Source organism: Pseudomonas flexibilis (genome assembly GCF_000802425.1).
In the GTDB taxonomy this organism is placed as follows: Bacteria; Pseudomonadota; Gammaproteobacteria; order Pseudomonadales; family Pseudomonadaceae; genus Serpens; species Serpens flexibilis.
Window position 1 is genome coordinate 1 of record NZ_JRUD01000018.1, and the last position, 16709, is coordinate 16709.

A 16709-nucleotide genomic window follows, 5' to 3' on the forward strand; every position below is an offset into this window, starting at 1 on the left:
TTTGAGTGGAGTGGACAGCTACAAGCAGGAACAACACTGAGGGTGTCGTCGGCGTCGTCATAGGTGTATAAGAGACAGCCACAGCACCGTCGAGGGCAACAGCCACAGCGAGCTGAAGGCCGAGGAGCACCGCATCACCCATGGCAACCGCCTGGTGGAGCTCAAGGCCGACGATCACCTGACCGTCGCCGGCAGCCAGCACCTGAAGCTGGGGACGGGGCAGTTCATCGAGGCCGGGGAGGAAATCCACCTCAAGGCCGGACAGAAGCTGGTGATCGAAGCCGGCTCGGAACTGACCGTGCAGGCCGGCGGCAGCTTTATCAAGCTGGATGCCGGTGGCGTGTCGGTAGTCGGGGCGGAGGTGAAGCTGAACTCGGGCGGGAGCGCCGGTAGTGGCGCGGGGGCAGCTCCGCTCTTGCCGGGACAACTAGCACCGACGGAGGCGGAGGCGTCCATACCCCCTGAGGCCTTGATCAAGCAGGACATGCTTTTTCGCAGCACAGAGGCTGGAGTGTGCGAGGTTTGTGAAGCCGCCCATACACAGCAGGAGGACAAGGCATGAGCACACCCGTAACCAACAGGAAAGGCGCCATCCTGCTCGACGGCTCCCGCTACGAAAACGCGATGGCATGGCTCTATCGAAACTTTCCCAGTCACCAGCCAAGGCCACTGCTGCAGGGGACAATCTATGAGCCTATCGCCGACGCTGGCCCCATTTTGCTGGACGCCCCCATAGGCAGCCCGGCCTATGACGCCTGGACGCACGGCAAAGACATCAAAGACGGTATCTGGCTGGAGAGCGACGCGCCCGCAGAGGAGCTACAGCACATACTGCGACGCCGCCTTCGCGTACTCACCCCGGACGGGCGCGAACTCTGGCTGCGCCTGGGTGACGCCCGCCCACTGTACAGGGCCTGGCAGCGCGAAGCGCAGTGGCCGGAGGGCTTCTGGCACCGTATTCCGCGTATCTGGCTTCATCACAAGGGCGCCACGTTCTGCGCCTGGCAAAATGCTCATCCCGACGCAGACGGCGCTCCGGCCAACCAGGGCATTGCCGCTCAACTGACGCTCGACTGGCCGCTGCTGGAAGCGCTTGCCACCCAGGACGACACGGCCCAGGAGGTTGCCTTATGACTACACAGAGTTCCGCTCAATCCAATTTGGCAGTCGCCGCCTGCCCGCTGCTCAGCGCGGTGCTACCACTGCGCTATGCACTGGGCCCGACCCTGGCTGTGGACACCACCGCCCATGGTTTGCCGCCATTGCAGGGTGACTTCCCTGCCATCGGTGCTGACTACGACTCCTTGCACGGCCGCCCGCTGAACTACACGGCGCGTCTGCTGCGCGATGGCTGGCTGTATGTCTGGCAAAGCAGCCTGAACAAATTGGTGGAATATCGCGTCAGTCAGGCAACCTTTCAGCAGACGGCACGTGCCGGCAAGGTCATCGACGGCCGCACCCTACCCTACGTGTTGCTGGCGGCAGGTGAACCGGCAATGTTCGCTTGGTCCCCACAGAAATGGGAGGACGTCCAATTCACAGCCGCCAAAACCAGTGCAGACGTGCGGGAGCGAGTGATGCGCATGCTCACCCCTGGCGCTGCCCCCTTCAGCGGCCAAATCCGAACGATTCACGAGCGGATCGGCGACTACATGGACGCCAACATGTACGGCTGGAGCTGTGAGCCTTCTACCGCTCACCGCCCTGCCTGGCCGAAATTGCTGGACAACATGCAGCGCTGCGAGCAACAAGCCTATGCCCTGATTGACGACCCCTGGGGTGTACTGCTGGATCTGGCCGCATTGCTCCGGGCTCGGCAGCAGGCGTTCATAGCCACCCGGCAAGCGCATGGCGAGGACTGGGCCATGGCCGGTGTGCTCAAATCGCTGGCCGAGAGCGACCCGCAGATCGGCGGACAGCTGCGCAACATCACCGACTACCGCAAGCTTCAGAGCACTTGGCAAGATCAAACCCGGGAAGAAGACCAACACAGTGCCGATATCCGCCGCATCAGCGAACTCTGGACAGCCTGGTTCAACACCCAGGCACAACGCGGCCCCGCCAGCCTGGACACCGCCTGCGGCCACTTCGACATCACCCAGCCTGCACCGCGCGCGGAGCTGGAACAGCACTTCGCCGCCGCTTGCCTCGGCCCTGCGACCACCGGCCCTGGCGCCAAGGCCATCGCCGACGCACTGTCGCTCCAGCCGCAATCCGGCAAGCCCTGGTTGACCTGGGCGCTACTGGGGCTGGGCAAACGCCTGGGCATCGGCGAAATCAACACTCTGACCGGGCTGGCCGACGGCATCAAAGACAACGGTACCGACCTGCTGGACGAAGCCCGGAAGCTGGCGGATCTGCTCAACCAGGCCGCCGAGAAACTGGCCCGGCATATTCAAGGTTCACCACTCGAAGCCCTGTTCACCGCTCTCGCTCCCATCGCCGGGCTGGGTCTGCAGCATGCCGACGACGGCAGCAAGGCCGCCGGGCGCCTCTACCTCGCCGCCGCGCTGGCGCGCAGCCAGCAGCGTCTGGCCATCGAGGCGGTCAGCCAGCGCCAGTTGGGCGAATGGATGAGCGATCTGATGGACACCCGGCCCAACATGCCCGCTCGCCTCAAACCCAGCCCGCTGAGTGTTGCGGTTGGCAACGCCCTGCCGTTCTTCCGACTGCTGCCGGCCAAAGACTTGCCTGCCCTGACCGGGCATCTGGCGGCGGAGGTCAACCTCAAGGGCATGCTCGACCTCGGCAAGGGCGCGCTGGAGAAGGCCCCGCTTAAATGCCTGGTGGCGCTGGTGGCGGGGGTGAATTTTGTGTGGGGTGGGGTTCAGGTTCTGGATGGTACTACCCGGAGCAAGCTAAATCTCGCTGGCGGCTTTATGGGAATGCTTTCTGCAATATCGGCCACGATACAAAAAGTCGCCGAAGTCGACTGGGAAACAACCTCCAAGATTGCAGGCACCCAGTCCTTATCGTCACAAACAGCATTGACAAGGGCTTTAAGCGTTGGAGCCAAAACGGCATTCCTGCAATCGGTCACTTCCGGCTTCGATGCCCTGGTCTTCGGTATCGAGGCGCTGGAGGCCTACCAGGCCGGCGACCTGGATAGCGCCGCCATCAATGCCGGGATGACCCTGGCCTCCGCCGCCAACCTGCGCCTGTACGCGCAGAGCTATCGCGCCATACGCGCCGCTCGCGCCGCGGTAATCGCCGGCGAAGCCGCCGCGCTGGGCCGTGGTGTCAGCATGGCACCGCACCTGGCCACCCGCGCCCTGGGCTGGACCATCCTGATCGTCGGCGGGCTGATCGCCCGCCAGTACACCCAGGACACCCCGCTGGAAGCCTGGGTCAAGCACACCCGCTTCGGCACCCACCCCGCCGAGTGGGCCACCAGCTACCAACAGTCGATGGCCGAGTTCTACACGATCGTTTTCCCCATCAGCCTCCAGGCCTACCGCCTCAACGAGTTGAACCCCTATCGCGGCATGCAGACCATTACCTACGTGCTGCTGCGCCTGCCGGGCAAAGACACCCTGAGCGATGACATGATCCACTTCAAGGGGCACGAAACCTGGGGCAGTTTTCTCGGCCTGGGCGGCAGCCGCAAGGCAGTGGAGTGGACGGGCAAGGACTTCAACCTGCATGACGGCACCCGCATCAAGTCCGAGCCAGGAGTAGCGGTCTACCGCAGGGCCTACCACGATCAAAACGGCCAGGAGCTCGACCGCATCGAAGGCACGATAAGCTATTCCCCCCTCGAAGGCCTGACCCTGCCGCCCATTGAAATCAAGGAACTCGCATGGCTGTAAGCGACCTGATCCAGCAAGCGCGCGCCCGTTTCGGGCAAGCGTCCAGCGTGTTGCTGCGCGCCGACCAACCCACCGGGGAAAAGCCCTGGGAGATGTTCGTTACCGACGAGCATACCGAGCACTATCTGGCACTAAAGGCGGGGGGGGATACGGATAGGGGAATGATTACAGGAGTATTAGGTGGCAGCGGGGTAATGCTATTCGTCGTTGTCATTTTTATAGCTTTCTTTGCCCAGCGCTGGGATTTGGTGCCATCTATGCTCTGGATTTGCATTCCTATGCTTCTTATTCCCTTTTACTGGGAAACCCGCCGCCCACTCCCCCTGCCCATCCTGTTCAATCGCCGCACCCGCGAGGTCTATTTCGACCAAGACGGCCTGCTATTTCACACCCCCTGGGACGGTATCCAGGCGCTGGCCGGCGAGTTCCTCATGGTCGGCCCGCATACCGGTGGCATGCGCAACGCCTCCCTGGAGATTCTCGTGCGCCGCCTGGGCGAGCCGGACAATGCCCTGCTGGTGAGCCTGGGCCCGCCCATGGGCAAGACCTTGCAGATGCAAAAAGGCTTCTGGGAATGGCTGCGCGCCTATATGGACAACGGCCCCTGGTTCGATGAAAACGGCCAGCGCAGCGATTCCGATGCCTACGTCAAGGAAATGCTCTCCGCCCATATGAAGCCCACCGGATTCCTTGCCTACCAACGCCAAAGGATTGCTGAAAAAAAAGCAGCCAACGACGGCAAGAACTATCTGGAATGGACCGATACGGTTCTGTACTTGGGGCACCTGTTGTTCTACCCGATGGATTGGCTACAGGAGTTCACCTACAACGTTGCCAAGCGTCGCTCCCGCAACCGCTGGCCACGGATCGTCACCGAACGCCTGCAGTCGGACGGCCCCACTACGCGCCTGATCGATCTGGAGCGCGAGCGTGGACTGGATGTATGAACGGTTAGGTCGAGTCAATAGCTGACCCACGGCGCAGGGCGGAGTCCACCAGCCCCAACGACTGGCAAGCCTCGGCCACGCTGTGGCCCTGATCCGGGACCAGGACCGCGGCCTCACGCTTGAACTCGGCGGAGAAGGTACGTCGTTGTTTGCCATCAGGCGAGGATTTTCACCTAAATCGGTGTCCGGGAATCAGACCACTACAAGCCGCCATTTTAAAGGCGGGGAGTTTGAAAGCAACGAATCCAAAAAATTAGCCTGTGGAGGGGGACCCACAACGAACAAGAATTAGCTGGAGTGGATGGATGCCATCATGATGCGCGGTAAAGCTTCCGTCTGCCCGATTCGTATCTGCATGGCCTTAAAGATAAGTAGACCTGTCCTTCTTCGCACCTTGATATCTATACATTTCTAAAACCAAATCAATAGATATCAAAACCACTCTACAGCGTAGCACCACAGACGAGCTTCAGCCTGAAACCACCGAGCTAGAGCCATCGCAGCCACACGTCACACCGTCAATTTTTCGACTCCCCCCCAAAAAATCTGCAAAGAACCCAGCCTAATTGACCTCGGACAAAAGCATTGAACTTGATGGCTTGATCAAATGGCATATCGCCATTAGGATCGCCCCGCTCAATCGCTACCCATAGCGCCTGCGCAACAGATTGCGCAGACACCAATTGCGCAGGAAGTTGCGCAAGACGAATTCAAGGATGCACGGCAGATCTGCTGGTAAATATTCAGGATGAACTACACAAGTCTGCTCCTTACTCACAGCCTTTCTCTTGCTTCCTCGCCCATCCGAGCCGACAACTTCGCAGGAGATGATGTCCGCTATTCCCCCGAGTTCGAAATGCTGGAAGGCGAACTTGCCCGCGCCTCGTCAGTACACGGCTCTGGCGGCACAGACTGGCAAAAAATACGGGAAGGCAGCGAGGTGCTGCTGAGCCAGCAGTCCAAGGATCTGCGTGTCGCCGCCTGGCTGATCTGGAGTCTTTACCAGCGCGAGGGCTACGAGGGACTGCAGGCCGGCCTGGCCATGCTGGCCCACCTCTGCACGCACCATTGGGACTCGTTGCATCCTCGCAAGCTGCGCACGCGCGCTGCGGCTGTCGGCTGGCTGGTGCCTCGGCTGGACCAGCTGTTTGCCGAGCCCGTACCGATGTGGCAGCGGCTACCGTTGTTTCGCGCCCTGACAGAAGCCCTGCGCAGCCTGGAAGAAGTTTTGTCCACCCACTTGGGTGAAGACGCTCCGTTGCTGCTGCCCCTGTGCCGAACGCTCGAAACACAACTCGAGCGTGCCAGCCAGGGGCAAGCCGAACCTGCAGCCAGCACCGCCGCGACCCCGTCCCCCACGCCTGCAAGCCCAACCAACCTCGCGGCGGGCGCAATCGACAATGACAAGGATGCCCAGAAGGCGTTTCGTGCCCAGCAGGAAGCGGCTCGCTCTCTGTGCGCCTGGTGGCAGAGGCAAAAAGCCACGGACATCAAGTCCCTGCGCCTGTCGCGCACCCTGCTTTGGCTGAACATTGAAGCGCTACCGGAACACAATGCCGAACGGGTTACCGCTCTGCGCGGCCTGCCGGCCGACAAGCTCGCTGCCTATCAGGAACGCTTCGCCCAAGGAAATTACGAAAGCTTGCTGGCCGAGCTGGAATCCAGTCTCGCACGCAGCCCGTTTTGGCTGGACGGCCAGCACCTTGCCTGGAGCTGCCTCAAGAATCTCAAGGCCGAGCAAGCCATGCTCGAAGTGGAGGTCCAGCTCGCCCTGTTTCTTCAGCGGGTGCCCGGTCTGGAGGGATTGTGCTTCCACGACGGCACCCCCTTCGCCTCGGCCGAGGCGCAAGCCTGGATATCCGCCCATGTGTTGCCTCGCCTGGACGCCCAAGAGGCCACGGCGACACCCGTGGTCGGCGAAACGCAGAGCTCACCGCCCTGGGAAAACGCCTACCACGAAGCGCTGCTCTTGTTGCGCCAGGGTGGGTTGAAAGCCGCCGTTCAGCATTTGAAGCAGGGCATGAACAAGGCCATGGGCAAGCGAGAACACTTTTTCTGGCAGCTGGCTCTTGCTCGCCTTTGCTACCAAGCCAAGAAACATGAGTTGGCCAGAACGCTTTTAGAGTCGCTTGACCAGACACTGCAAACCAATGGCTTGTACGAATGGGAGCCGGAGCTCGGCCTTGAAGTACTTACCTTGCTGCGCAGTTGCTACGAGCTTCTTCCGCAAAAGCAGGCCGGCACCAGCAAGGAAGAAATTTACCGAAAACTGTGCCGCCTCGATCTCGAAGCGGCGCTGGAATGAGGCCGAAGGCCCACCACTCAAAAGGAGACCCTACATGGCCAAAGAAGGCTCGGTAGCCCCCAAGGAACGCATTAACGTCACGTTCAAACCTGCAACCGGCAATGCTCAGCAGGAAATCGAACTGCCCTTGAAACTCATGGTGCTGGGCGATTTCACGCAGCGTGTAGACGAGCGAAAGATCGAAGATCGCAAGCCCATCAGTATCGACAAGAACAGCTTCGACGAGGTGTTGGGCAAACAGGAACTGAGCCTGTCCTTCGCTGTCCCGAACCGTCTCCAGGAAGATTCCGAGGATGATCTGGCCGTCGCGTTGCGCATCAACTCGATGAGCGATTTCAACCCGGCCAGCCTGGTTGAACAGGTGCCCGAGCTGAAAAAACTGATGGACCTGCGTGACGCACTGGTCGCCCTGAAGGGTCCGCTGGGCAACGCCCCGGCCTTCCGCAAGGCCATCGAAGGGGTGCTCGCTGACGAAGCCTCGCGCGAGCGAGTACTCGGCGAGCTGGGCCTGACTACAGAACAACCGGATGCCTGACAAGGACGCGCTTTCATGAGTACCAATGCAGCAGTAGAAGCTTCCCAGGACCTCGCAGAAGGCAGCATCCTGGATCGCATCATTGCAGAAACCCGCTTGACGCCCGAGGACGAGACCTACGGCATCGCCAAGCGCGGCATCGCAGCGTTCATCGAAGAACTGCTAAAACCGCAGAATCAGAATGAGCCGGTAAAGAAGGCGCTGGTCGATCGCATGATCGCGGAAATCGACGCCAAGCTGAGCCGGCAGGTCGACGAGATTCTTCACCATCCGCAATTCCAGTCCCTGGAATCGTCCTGGCGCGGCCTGAAGCTGCTGGTGGATCGCACCAACTTCCGCGAAAACATCAAGCTGGAGATCCTCAACGCCTCCAAGCAGGATCTGCTCGATGATTTCGAGGACAGTCCGGAAGTGGTCCAGTCGGGCTTGTACAAGCACGTTTACACGGCGGAGTACGGCCAGTTCGGCGGTCAGCCCGTCGGCGCGCTCATCGCCAACTATTTCTTTGACCCCACCGCCCCGGACATCAAGACCCTGCAGTACGTGTCGAGCGTGGCGTGCATGTCTCATGCGCCCTTCATTGCCTCGGCGGGCCCGAAGTTCTTCGGCCTGGAAAGTTTTACCGGCCTGCCGAACCTGAAGGACCTGAAGGACCATTTCGAGAGCCCCCAGTTCGCCAAGTGGCAAGGCTTCCGTGAGAGCGAGGATTCCCGCTACATCGGCCTGACCGTTCCACGCTTCCTGCTGCGCAACCCCTACGACCCGGAAAACAATCCGGTGAAGACCTTCGTGTACAAGGAAACCGTAGCGGGCAGCCACGAGCATTACCTCTGGGGCAACACCGCCTATGCGTTTGCCACCCGGCTGACCGACAGCTTCGCCAAGTTCCGCTGGTGCCCGAACATCATCGGTCCGCAAAGTGGTGGCACGGTGGACGATCTGCCCCTGCACCATTTCGAAAGCATGGGCGAAATCGAAACCAAGATTCCCACCGAGGTTCTGGTTTCCGATCGCCGTGAGTACGAACTCGCCGAAGAGGGCTTCATCGCCCTCACCATGCGCAAGGGCAGTGACAACGCCGCGTTCTTCTCCGCCAGCTCCGCTCAGAAGCCGAAGTTCTTCGGCAACAGCGAGGAAGGCAAGAACGCCGAGCTGAATTACAAGCTCGGTACGCAATTGCCGTACATGTTCATCGTCAACCGACTGGCCCACTACCTGAAGGTTCTGCAACGTGAACAGATCGGTTCCTGGAAGGAACGTACCGACCTGGAAAACGAGCTGAACAAGTGGATTCGCCAGTACATCGCCGACCAGGAAAATCCGAGCGCAGACGTACGCAGCCGCCGCCCGCTGCGCGCCGCGCAGATCACGGTCAGTGATGTGGAAGGCGAACCGGGCTGGTATCGCGTCGGCCTCAGCGTGCGGCCGCACTTCAAGTACATGGGTGCGGAATTCACGCTCTCGCTGGTCGGCAAGCTGGACAAGGAATAAGCAGTCCATGAGCTACGGCAGTCTCTTCGAACGCCTCAGTGGCGAGGCCAGCCCGCGTGCCGGCCAAGCCACCGAGGCCGCCGTCACGGCATCCGTGGCACGGCACCTATCGAAGATGCTGAGCACCCGTGCGGGCAGCGTGCAGACGCTGCCTGACTACGGTTTGCCCGATCTCAACGACATGCGCTTGTCGCTGCACGATTCATTGCAAAAAGCCCGTCTGGCCATCGAGCGCTTTATCGAAGCCTATGAACCACGCCTGAGCCAGGTACGTGTCGTTGCCTTGCCTCGCGACAAGGATCCACTACGGCTGGCCTTCGCCATCAAGGGTCAGTTGTCTGTGGACGGCGTCAACCGCCCCGTGAGCTTTGCCGCAGACCTGCATGGCAGCGGACAAGTCACCGTGCAATAACAAGGAGCAACTGTATGTCCGGCAAACCCGCCGCGCGCGTCAACGACCCCACCGCCTGCCCGCTGCCCGGTCACGGCAACAGTCCCATCACGGCGGGCTCCCCCGACGTGCTGATCGAAAACATGGCAGCCGCCCGCCAGGGAGATCCCACGGCATGCGGCGCGACCCTGGCGGGCGCGCTCTCCGCGACCGTTCTGATCAACGGCAAGCCAGCAGCCGTGCAAGGCTCCACCGGCAGCCACGGCAATACCGTGACCGCAGGCGCAGGAACGGTACTGATTGGATAAGAACGGCTTTAACAGCCACGCAGGGATTTGCCATGTCATTCAATCACCATTATCAGAGCGAGCTCACAGCACTGCGCCGGCTCGGCAAGCGGTTCGCTGAGCGCAACCCTGCCCTGGCGCCTTTTCTGGGGCAAAGTGGACGAGACCCCGATGTCGAGAGACTGCTGGAGGGCTTCGCCTTCCTCACGGGTCGATTGAGGCAAAAGCTCGACGATGAGCTGCCCGAGCTGACGCACTCGCTGATGCACCTGCTTTGGCCCAACTACATGCGCCCCTTGCCAGCGTTCAGCATGCTTCAGTTCGATGAGCTCAAGCGTCCAGGCCCAGGTCTGCTGGTCGAGCGCGGCACCCCTGTGCAAGCTCGTCCGGTTCAAGGCGTGGCCTGCCGCTTCCAAACCTGCTTTCCCACCGAAGTACTGCCGCTGGCTCTTCGCGGGCTGGACTATTCCGTCAAGGGTGACGGAGCACTCCTCAGCATGCGGCTGGCGATGAGCGTCGATGGTCATCTGGGGGAAATCGGGCTCAATCAGTTGCGCCTGCACTTGTCCGGCGAGCCCTACATCAGCCAGATGCTGTACTTGTCCCTGCTGCGCAACCTGGCAGGTATCGAACTCGTGCTCCTTGACGGCGACGGCAAGCCGCTAACAGACGACCATGGGCAGCTCGTGGCCACCTTGCAGCTGAAGAGTGACTGTATTCAGCCCATTGGCTTCGCCGAAAACGAAGCACTGATTCCCTACCCGCTTAACACCTTCCGTGGCTATCGCTATCTACAGGAGTATTTCGCCTTTCCGGAGAAATTCCTGTTCGTCGACATCCTGCATCTGGATGTAATCCGTCATGTCTCGGAAGACATCCTTCAGCAGGCCAGGGGCCTGGAGCTGCGTTTCGATATTCACAAGGCGGGAGCGCAACATATCCGCCCCACCCTGGACAACGTGCGCCTGTATTGCACCCCCGTTGTCAACCTGTTCCCCCACGATGCGATACCCATTCGCCTGGACGGTAAACAGGATCAATACCGCTTGCAGCCCGCCGAATACGATGCTCGACATTGCGGCGTGTTCTCGGTCGATCGGGTCGTCGGCCTTAAAGCTGGCCGCCAGGGGCATCTACCGTACGTGCCATTCGAATCCTTCGAGCACGACCCCAGTTTCGATGTTCCCGAAGCGCGGCCTTATTACAGCGTGCGACAGCAGCCTTCGACGCTGCATGAAGGACTGGAGACCTGGCTGAGTTTTGGCCTACGCGATCTGGACCGCCAGGAAACACTGTCCATCGACCTGACCTGCACCAACCAGAACCTTCCTCGCGAGCTGAACCAGGGAGACATCTGCGTTCCCTGTGAGGGCACGCCTGCGTTTGTCAGTTTCCGCAACATCGGCTCGGTGACATCCAGCTTCCCTCCGCCCCTGCACCGGGACTTCCTGTGGAAGCTGATTTCCAACATGTCCCTGAATTACCTCTCCCTGGCCAACGTCGAGGCCCTGAAGGTGATTCTCGAAACCTATGACCTACCGCGGTATTACGACCAACAAGCCGAGCGGGTCAGCCGTCGCAAGCTGGAAGGCCTCAAGGCCATCAGCCACCGCCATGTCGATCGCCTGTACCGAGGTCTGCCCATTCGCGGACTTCGCACCGAATTGGTCATGGACCCGGAGGGCTATCTGGGGGAAGGCGACATGTTCTTGTTCGCGACCATTCTTAACGAGTTTTTCGCTTTGTACGCCAGCCTCAACTCCTACCACGAGTTGCATGTACAGAGCACCAAGGGAGAGAAGTACCAATGGACTCCACGCATGGGCCAACAACCCCTGCTTTGAATCACCTGGCTCAGGGTATTCGCGAATACAGCCTGTACCAGGCGGTACAGCTGGTTCTCAAGCGCTTGCAGGATACACACCCCGGCTGTGATGAAGAGACGCTGTACGAACGCATCGAATTTCAGGCCAACCCGAGCCTTGGGTTCCCCGGGAGTGATATCGATCGTGTCCAGTTCTTCGAAGAGCACGGAGAGCTGCGTGCATGCATCCGTCTCAACCTGCTCGGACTGTTCGGCGGCAGTTCTCCGCTGCCGGCGTTCTATAGCGAGCAAGCCTTCGCCGAAGAGAACGAGGCCAACACGACGCGTGACTTCCTCGATCTGTTCAACAACCGCCTACAGCGAATGCTGTTGCCGATCTGGCGCAAATACCGATACCACGCCCGTTTCAAGAGCGGAGCTCGGGATTCCTTTTCAGAGCAACTCTTCGCGCTGGTCGGACTCGGCGACCAAAGCATCCGCCAAGCGCAGGAGCTCAATTGGAAGCGGCTATTGCCCTACCTCGGCCTGCTCAGTCTGCGCGCCCACTCGGCGGCATTGATCGAGTCAGTGCTGCGTTACTACTTCAAACATGCCGACCTGCATCTGGAGCAATGCCTGGAGCGCTCGGTCGTCATTCTCGAGGATCAACAAAACAGACTGGGGCGGGCCAACAGCCAACTGGGCACCGACCTGGTGCTGGGTGAACGCGTAAGGGACCTGGGCGGCAAGTTCCGCATCCATGTCCGCCAGCTTTCCTGGGAACGCTTCCACGAATTCCTGCCCATCAACCCCGGTCACCAGTCGCTCCGTGCACTGGTGCGCTTCACCTTACGCGATCCGTTGGATTACGACATTTGCCTGGAGCTTCGCCAAGAGGACATCCGAGACCTCTGCGTGGGCGCCGGCAACCCGTGCCGTCTCGGCTGGACCAGTTGGCTCGGCAGCCACCGCGCAGAGCCCGTGGTCACGCTCAGCAGTAGATAAGAAGGAACGACTACAAAAATGATCAATGTCGATTTGCAACAATTGGTTCAGGCACTGGACGCAGCGAGCCGCCGCGATCTCGAAGCGGCCGCCGAACGCTGCGTCGGTCGTGGCGGCAGCAAAATCCTGGTCGAAGACTTACTGCTGTGCCTGCTTGAGCGTTCCTCCAGCCTGCTGGTACGCGCGCTTCAGGATGCCGAAATAGACCCGGGCGAACTGAGCAAAACGCTGCAACCTCACGGCGAGCACAGTGCATCGCGCAATCCCGTGTTCTCCACCGCACTGGTTCAATGGCTGCAGGACGCACTGCTGGTGGCGAGCCTCGAACTTGGCCAGAGCCATATCGACGAAGCGGCGTTGATCCTGGCCCTGCTGCGTAATCCGCTGCGCTATGCGGGCAGCCACTATCAACCGCTCCTCGCCCGCCTCAATGCCGAACGTTTGCGCGAGTTCGCCATGGCATCCGGGAAAACCGAACCCGGCAAAGCTGCCAACCCGGGTGAGTCGCCCCTGCAACGTTTCACCCACAACTTCACCCAGCAAGCACGGGACGGAAAACTCGACCCCGTGCTCTGTCGTGACGGCGCGATCCGCCAGATGATCGACATTCTGGCCCGCCGCCGGAAAAACAACCCCATCGTGGTGGGCGAGGCCGGTGTCGGGAAGACTGCCATCGTCGAAGGTCTGGCGTTGCGTATTGCTCAAGGCGACGTACCCGAGGCGTTAAGCGGCGTCGAGCTGCTGGTGCTGGATCTGGGTCTTCTCCAAGCGGGAGCCAGTGTCAAAGGCGAGTTCGAGCGCCGCTTGCAAGGCGTCATCGATGAAGTGAAGGCCTCTCCCAAGCCGATCATTCTGTTCATTGATGAAGCCCATACCCTGATCGGCGCTGGCGGACAGGCCGGCAGCGGTGACGCCGCGAACCTGCTCAAGCCAGCCTTGGCGCGTGGCGAGTTGCGCACCATCGCCGCCACCACCTGGAGCGAATACAAGAAGTACTTCGAGAAAGACCCCGCCCTCGCCCGACGCTTCCAGCCCGTGCAATTGCATGAACCCACCGTGGCCGAGGCGGTGACCATCCTGCGCGGCCTCGCATCCGTTTACGAAAGAAGCCATGGCGTCTATTTGCGCGATGATGCCGTGGTTGCGGCGGCTGAACTGTCGGCGCGCTACCTCACCGGCCGGCAGCTACCGGACAAAGCCGTGGACGTGCTGGACACGGCCTGCGCCCGGGTACGCATCAGCCTGGCTGCGGCACCCGAGGCGCTCGAACGCCTGCGCAGCGAAATCGCCGAGGGTGAGCGGCAATCTCAGGCGCAACGCCGGGACCTCGAAGCCGGACTGCCGATCGACACCGAAGTCCTCGCGCGTCTGGAAGAGCGCTTGCGCGAGGCCGTCGATGAGTGTCGCCAACTGGAAGGGCGTTGGTCCCAGCAGCGTGAACTCGCCGAGCAGTTGATTGAGCAACGCAAGCGATGTGCCGAGGCACGTCAAGCAGGCGCAGACGCCGCCGAACAAGCCGCATTGGATGCTCAACTCTGCGACACACTGGCACGCCTGGAAGCGGCCCAAAGCCTGGAGCCTCTGGTCAGCCATGAAGTCAGTCCGCGCCTGGTGGCGGAAGTCATCAGCCACTGGACAGGCGTCCCGCTGTCTCAGCTGGCCCGGGAGCACTGCAGCAAGATCGCCAGCTTCGCCAGCGACCTGCGCGGCCGGGTACGCGGGCAGGAACAGGCCGTTGTGGCGCTGGACCGCGCCATGCGCGCCAGCGCCGCCGGGCTGAACAAACCCGATGCGCCTGTGGGCGTGTTCCTGCTGGTGGGGCCCAGCGGAGTGGGCAAGACCGAAACCGCGCTGGCGCTGGCCGATCTCCTCTACGGCGGCGAGCGCTTCCTCACCACCATCAACATGTCCGAGTTCCAGGAGAAGCACACGGTATCGCGCCTGATCGGTGCGCCGCCCGGCTACGTCGGCTACGGCGAAGGCGGCATGCTGACCGAGGCGGTCAGGCAGAAACCGTACTCGGTGATCCTGCTCGATGAGGTCGAGAAGGCCGACCCCGAAGTGCTGAACGTCTTCTATCAGATCTTCGATAAAGGCGTGGCCAACGACGGCGAAGGGCGCGAGATCAACTTCCGCAACACCCTGATTCTGATGACCTCCAACCTGGCCAGCGAGCGCATCGCCAGCTTGTGCAGTGGCGCGCAACGCCCCGCTGCCGAGGAGCTCGAGCACGCCATTCGCCCCATTCTGAGTCAGCACTTCAAGCCGGCTCTTCTCGCCCGTATGCGCGTGGTGCCCTACTACCCCGTATCGGGAGACACCCTGCGGGAACTGGTCGAACTCAAGCTCGCGCGTTTCGGTGAGCGACTGCACAGGCGCCAACTGCAATTCACCCACTGCCAGAAGCTGGTGGACAACCTTACCGAGCGCTGTACCCACAACGACAGCGGCGCACGCCTGATCGACCATCTCATTGATCTGCATCTGCAGCCCCTGGTCGTCGATCGCCTGCTGGACGCCATGGCTCAAGGCGAAACCCTTCAACGTATCCATGCCACCTGCGATGAAGAAGGAGCGCTGACTTGTGAGTTCGTTTGAAATGCCACCGGCATTCCTCAAAGGCCGGCAGAAGCTGCCCATCGAGGCGTTGCTTGCCCACTTCACCCAGCTGGCAAACGCGACCTCGCGAGAAGTGCTGCTGCAGGGCCTCGTGCACAGCGCTGCAGACCTGACACAGTGCGAGCTGTGCCAGCTGTATCTGCTGGACAGCAGTCACACCGATCTGTGGCTCTGCGGGGAGTGGCAAGACGGGATTCTGCTTCCGCGCGAGATCGCCAGCCTGCCAAGCGATTACAACGACGAGCAATTGCTGCAGTACGCCCTGTGCCAGAACCGCCCGCTTTATATCAGCGAGCTCACCGGCAGCCTGTACAACACCGCATTTCTCCCCGAAAGCCGCACCGCCTGGCGTAGCCTGCTATGCGTCCCACTGCAGAAACGCAACGAACAGGTGGGGGGACTGCTGCTGCTTGCGTCCCGCCAGCCAAATGACCTGGAGCCCTGGAGCAGTTTGCTGGGGAGCCTCGGCGCGTGCGCACTGGGGCATCTGAACCTCCTGCAGCGCCTGTATGCACGGACGAGCGAAAGCCGGCCCAAAGACCAACCCGCGCCCATCGCCAGTGGATACGGCCTGATCGGCGACAGCCCCAGCATGCGCTCGCTGTACCAGTTGATCGGCAAGGTTCTGCACAACCCGGTCAGCGTTCTGATTACCGGCGAAACAGGAACCGGCAAGGAGCTGGTGGCACGCGCCATCCACGATTCGGGTTTCCGCCGCAGCCGCCCCTTCGTGGTACAGAACTGCGCCTCGCTCCCGGAAAACCTGCTGGAAAGCGAACTGTTCGGCTACCGCAAGGGCGCCTTCACGGGAGCAAACTCGGACCGCAAGGGGCTGTTCGATGCCGCCGACACCGGCACGCTGTTTCTCGACGAAATCGGCGACATGCCGCTGCCCCTGCAGGCCAAGCTGCTGCGGGTGCTGCAGGAAGGCGAAGTCCGCCCCCTCGGGAGTACCGAAACCCACAAGGTGGATGTGCGAATCATCGCCGCCACACACCGCAACCTGCGGGCCCTGGTCGATGAGGGGCGTTTTCGCGAAGACCTGTACTACCGACTGTCCAGCTTCCCTATCGAGCTGCCCCCTCTGCGCGAGCGGGGCGAAGACATCCTGCGGCTTGCCCGGCATTTCGCCGACAAGGCCTGCGCGTTGCTCCAGCGGGAAAACAGCCAATGGTCGGATGCCGCCCTGGCGCACCTTGCCGGCTACCCCTTCCCCGGAAACGTGCGCGAACTGAAGAGCCTGGTTGAACGCGCGGTGCTGCTCGCCGAAGGCGGTGAGCTGCTGCCCGAGCATTTCAATCTGAACACTTCCGCCGCGAGCGATCCCACCGCGAGCGAGCCGCAAGGCACCAGCCTGCGCGAACGCATGGACGCGCTGGAGCGCAACCTGCTCCTGCAGTTTCTGCGCAAGAACAACGGCAACCAGACCCTGACGGCGCGTGAGCTGGAACTCCCCCGGCGCACGCTGCTGTACCGCATGGAACGCCTCAACATCAGTTCGGCTGATGTGTGAGCG

The 16709-nt window shown here is 61.4% G+C and carries 12 protein-coding genes and 2 pseudogenes; 13 read left to right on the plus strand and 1 reads right to left on the minus strand.

All coding sequences use genetic code 11. The annotated features are described in order from the left end of the window. Positions 1-154 precede the first annotated feature (154 nt). Genes SF06_RS11945 through SF06_RS11960 form a run of 4 tightly spaced genes read left to right on the plus strand, consistent with a single transcriptional unit; the run spans position 155 to position 4756 of the window. A complete protein-coding gene (locus tag SF06_RS11945; RefSeq protein ID WP_039561616.1) occupies positions 155-562 on the plus strand; it encodes a hypothetical protein in 408 nt (135 codons plus the stop codon). Further along, complete coding sequence (locus tag SF06_RS11950) at positions 559-1134, plus strand: DUF4123 domain-containing protein (protein WP_076380948.1); 576 nt, start codon at positions 559-561, stop codon at positions 1132-1134. The genes SF06_RS11945 and SF06_RS11950 overlap by 4 nt, the downstream gene beginning before the upstream one ends. Next, positions 1131-3809 carry a toxin VasX gene (locus tag SF06_RS11955; RefSeq protein ID WP_039561619.1) on the plus strand — a complete coding sequence of 893 codons (2679 nt, stop codon included), beginning with the start codon at positions 1131-1133 and terminating at the stop codon, positions 3807-3809. The genes SF06_RS11950 and SF06_RS11955 overlap by 4 nt, the downstream gene beginning before the upstream one ends. After that, complete coding sequence (locus tag SF06_RS11960) at positions 3800-4756, plus strand: hypothetical protein (RefSeq protein WP_039561620.1); 957 nt, start codon at positions 3800-3802, stop codon at positions 4754-4756. Before SF06_RS11955 ends, SF06_RS11960 begins: the two co-directional genes overlap by 10 nt. Positions 4757-4784: 28 nt before the next feature. Here SF06_RS11960 and SF06_RS18055 read toward each other — a convergent pair. Further along, positions 4785-4907, minus strand: a pseudogene (locus SF06_RS18055) (transposase); the annotation flags it as partial. A 597-nt stretch (positions 4908-5504) separates the two neighbouring features. On the opposite strand from SF06_RS18055, the gene tssA reads away from it, so the two are divergent. The 9 genes and pseudogenes from tssA (at position 5505) to SF06_RS12005 (ending at position 16706) form a co-directional block, all read left to right on the plus strand. Next, on the plus strand, positions 5505-7061 hold the full coding sequence (gene tssA / locus SF06_RS11965) for a type VI secretion system protein TssA (protein WP_039561622.1): 1557 nt from the start codon (positions 5505-5507) through the stop codon (positions 7059-7061). Between the two features lie 34 nt (positions 7062-7095). Further along, entirely contained in the window at positions 7096-7596 is a 501-nt protein-coding gene (gene tssB / locus SF06_RS11970; protein WP_039561624.1) for a type VI secretion system contractile sheath small subunit, read from the plus strand. Between the two features lie 15 nt (positions 7597-7611). Beyond that, complete coding sequence (gene tssC, locus SF06_RS11975) at positions 7612-9087, plus strand: type VI secretion system contractile sheath large subunit (RefSeq protein WP_039561626.1); 1476 nt, start codon at positions 7612-7614, stop codon at positions 9085-9087. Between the two features lie 7 nt (positions 9088-9094). Continuing rightward, on the plus strand, positions 9095-9499 hold the full coding sequence (gene tssE, locus SF06_RS11980) for a type VI secretion system baseplate subunit TssE (RefSeq protein ID WP_039561628.1): 405 nt from the start codon (positions 9095-9097) through the stop codon (positions 9497-9499). A 14-nt stretch (positions 9500-9513) separates the two neighbouring features. After that, positions 9514-9783, plus strand: a pseudogene (locus SF06_RS11985) (PAAR domain-containing protein); the annotation flags it as partial. 35 nt (positions 9784-9818) lie between these two features. Further along, positions 9819-11609 (plus strand): type VI secretion system baseplate subunit TssF, encoded by a 1791-nt coding sequence (gene tssF, locus SF06_RS11990; RefSeq protein WP_039561630.1) that lies wholly within the window; start codon positions 9819-9821, stop codon positions 11607-11609. Then, positions 11573-12574 (plus strand): type VI secretion system baseplate subunit TssG, encoded by a 1002-nt coding sequence (gene tssG / locus SF06_RS11995; RefSeq protein ID WP_039561633.1) that lies wholly within the window; start codon positions 11573-11575, stop codon positions 12572-12574. The genes tssF and tssG overlap by 37 nt, the downstream gene beginning before the upstream one ends. An 18-nt stretch (positions 12575-12592) precedes the next feature. Then, positions 12593-15172 carry a type VI secretion system ATPase TssH gene (gene tssH / locus SF06_RS12000; RefSeq protein WP_039561634.1) on the plus strand — a complete coding sequence of 860 codons (2580 nt, stop codon included), beginning with the start codon at positions 12593-12595 and terminating at the stop codon, positions 15170-15172. Between the two features lies 1 nt (position 15173). After that, entirely contained in the window at positions 15174-16706 is a 1533-nt protein-coding gene (locus SF06_RS12005) for a sigma-54-dependent Fis family transcriptional regulator (protein WP_052199807.1), read from the plus strand. Positions 16707-16709 lie beyond the last annotated feature (3 nt).

Excerpts from the sequence above, each read along its gene's own strand:
- SF06_RS11950 (WP_076380948.1), top strand. The coding sequence starts at position 559 with ATGAGCACACCCGTAACCAACAGGAAAGGCGCCATCCTGCTCGACGGC.
- SF06_RS11955 (WP_039561619.1), top strand. The coding sequence starts at position 1,131 with ATGACTACACAGAGTTCCGCTCAATCCAATTTGGCAGTCGCCGCCTGC.
- SF06_RS11960 (WP_039561620.1), top strand. The coding sequence starts at position 3,800 with ATGGCTGTAAGCGACCTGATCCAGCAAGCGCGCGCCCGTTTCGGGCAA.
- tssA (WP_039561622.1), top strand. The coding sequence starts at position 5,505 with ATGAACTACACAAGTCTGCTCCTTACTCACAGCCTTTCTCTTGCTTCC.
- tssB (WP_039561624.1), top strand. The coding sequence starts at position 7,096 with ATGGCCAAAGAAGGCTCGGTAGCCCCCAAGGAACGCATTAACGTCACG.
- tssC (WP_039561626.1), top strand. The coding sequence starts at position 7,612 with ATGAGTACCAATGCAGCAGTAGAAGCTTCCCAGGACCTCGCAGAAGGC.
- tssE (WP_039561628.1), top strand. The coding sequence starts at position 9,095 with ATGAGCTACGGCAGTCTCTTCGAACGCCTCAGTGGCGAGGCCAGCCCG.
- tssF (WP_039561630.1), top strand. The coding sequence starts at position 9,819 with ATGTCATTCAATCACCATTATCAGAGCGAGCTCACAGCACTGCGCCGG.
- tssG (WP_039561633.1), top strand. The coding sequence starts at position 11,573 with ATGGACTCCACGCATGGGCCAACAACCCCTGCTTTGAATCACCTGGCT.
- tssH (WP_039561634.1), top strand. The coding sequence starts at position 12,593 with ATGATCAATGTCGATTTGCAACAATTGGTTCAGGCACTGGACGCAGCG.
- SF06_RS12005 (WP_052199807.1), top strand. The coding sequence starts at position 15,174 with ATGCCACCGGCATTCCTCAAAGGCCGGCAGAAGCTGCCCATCGAGGCG.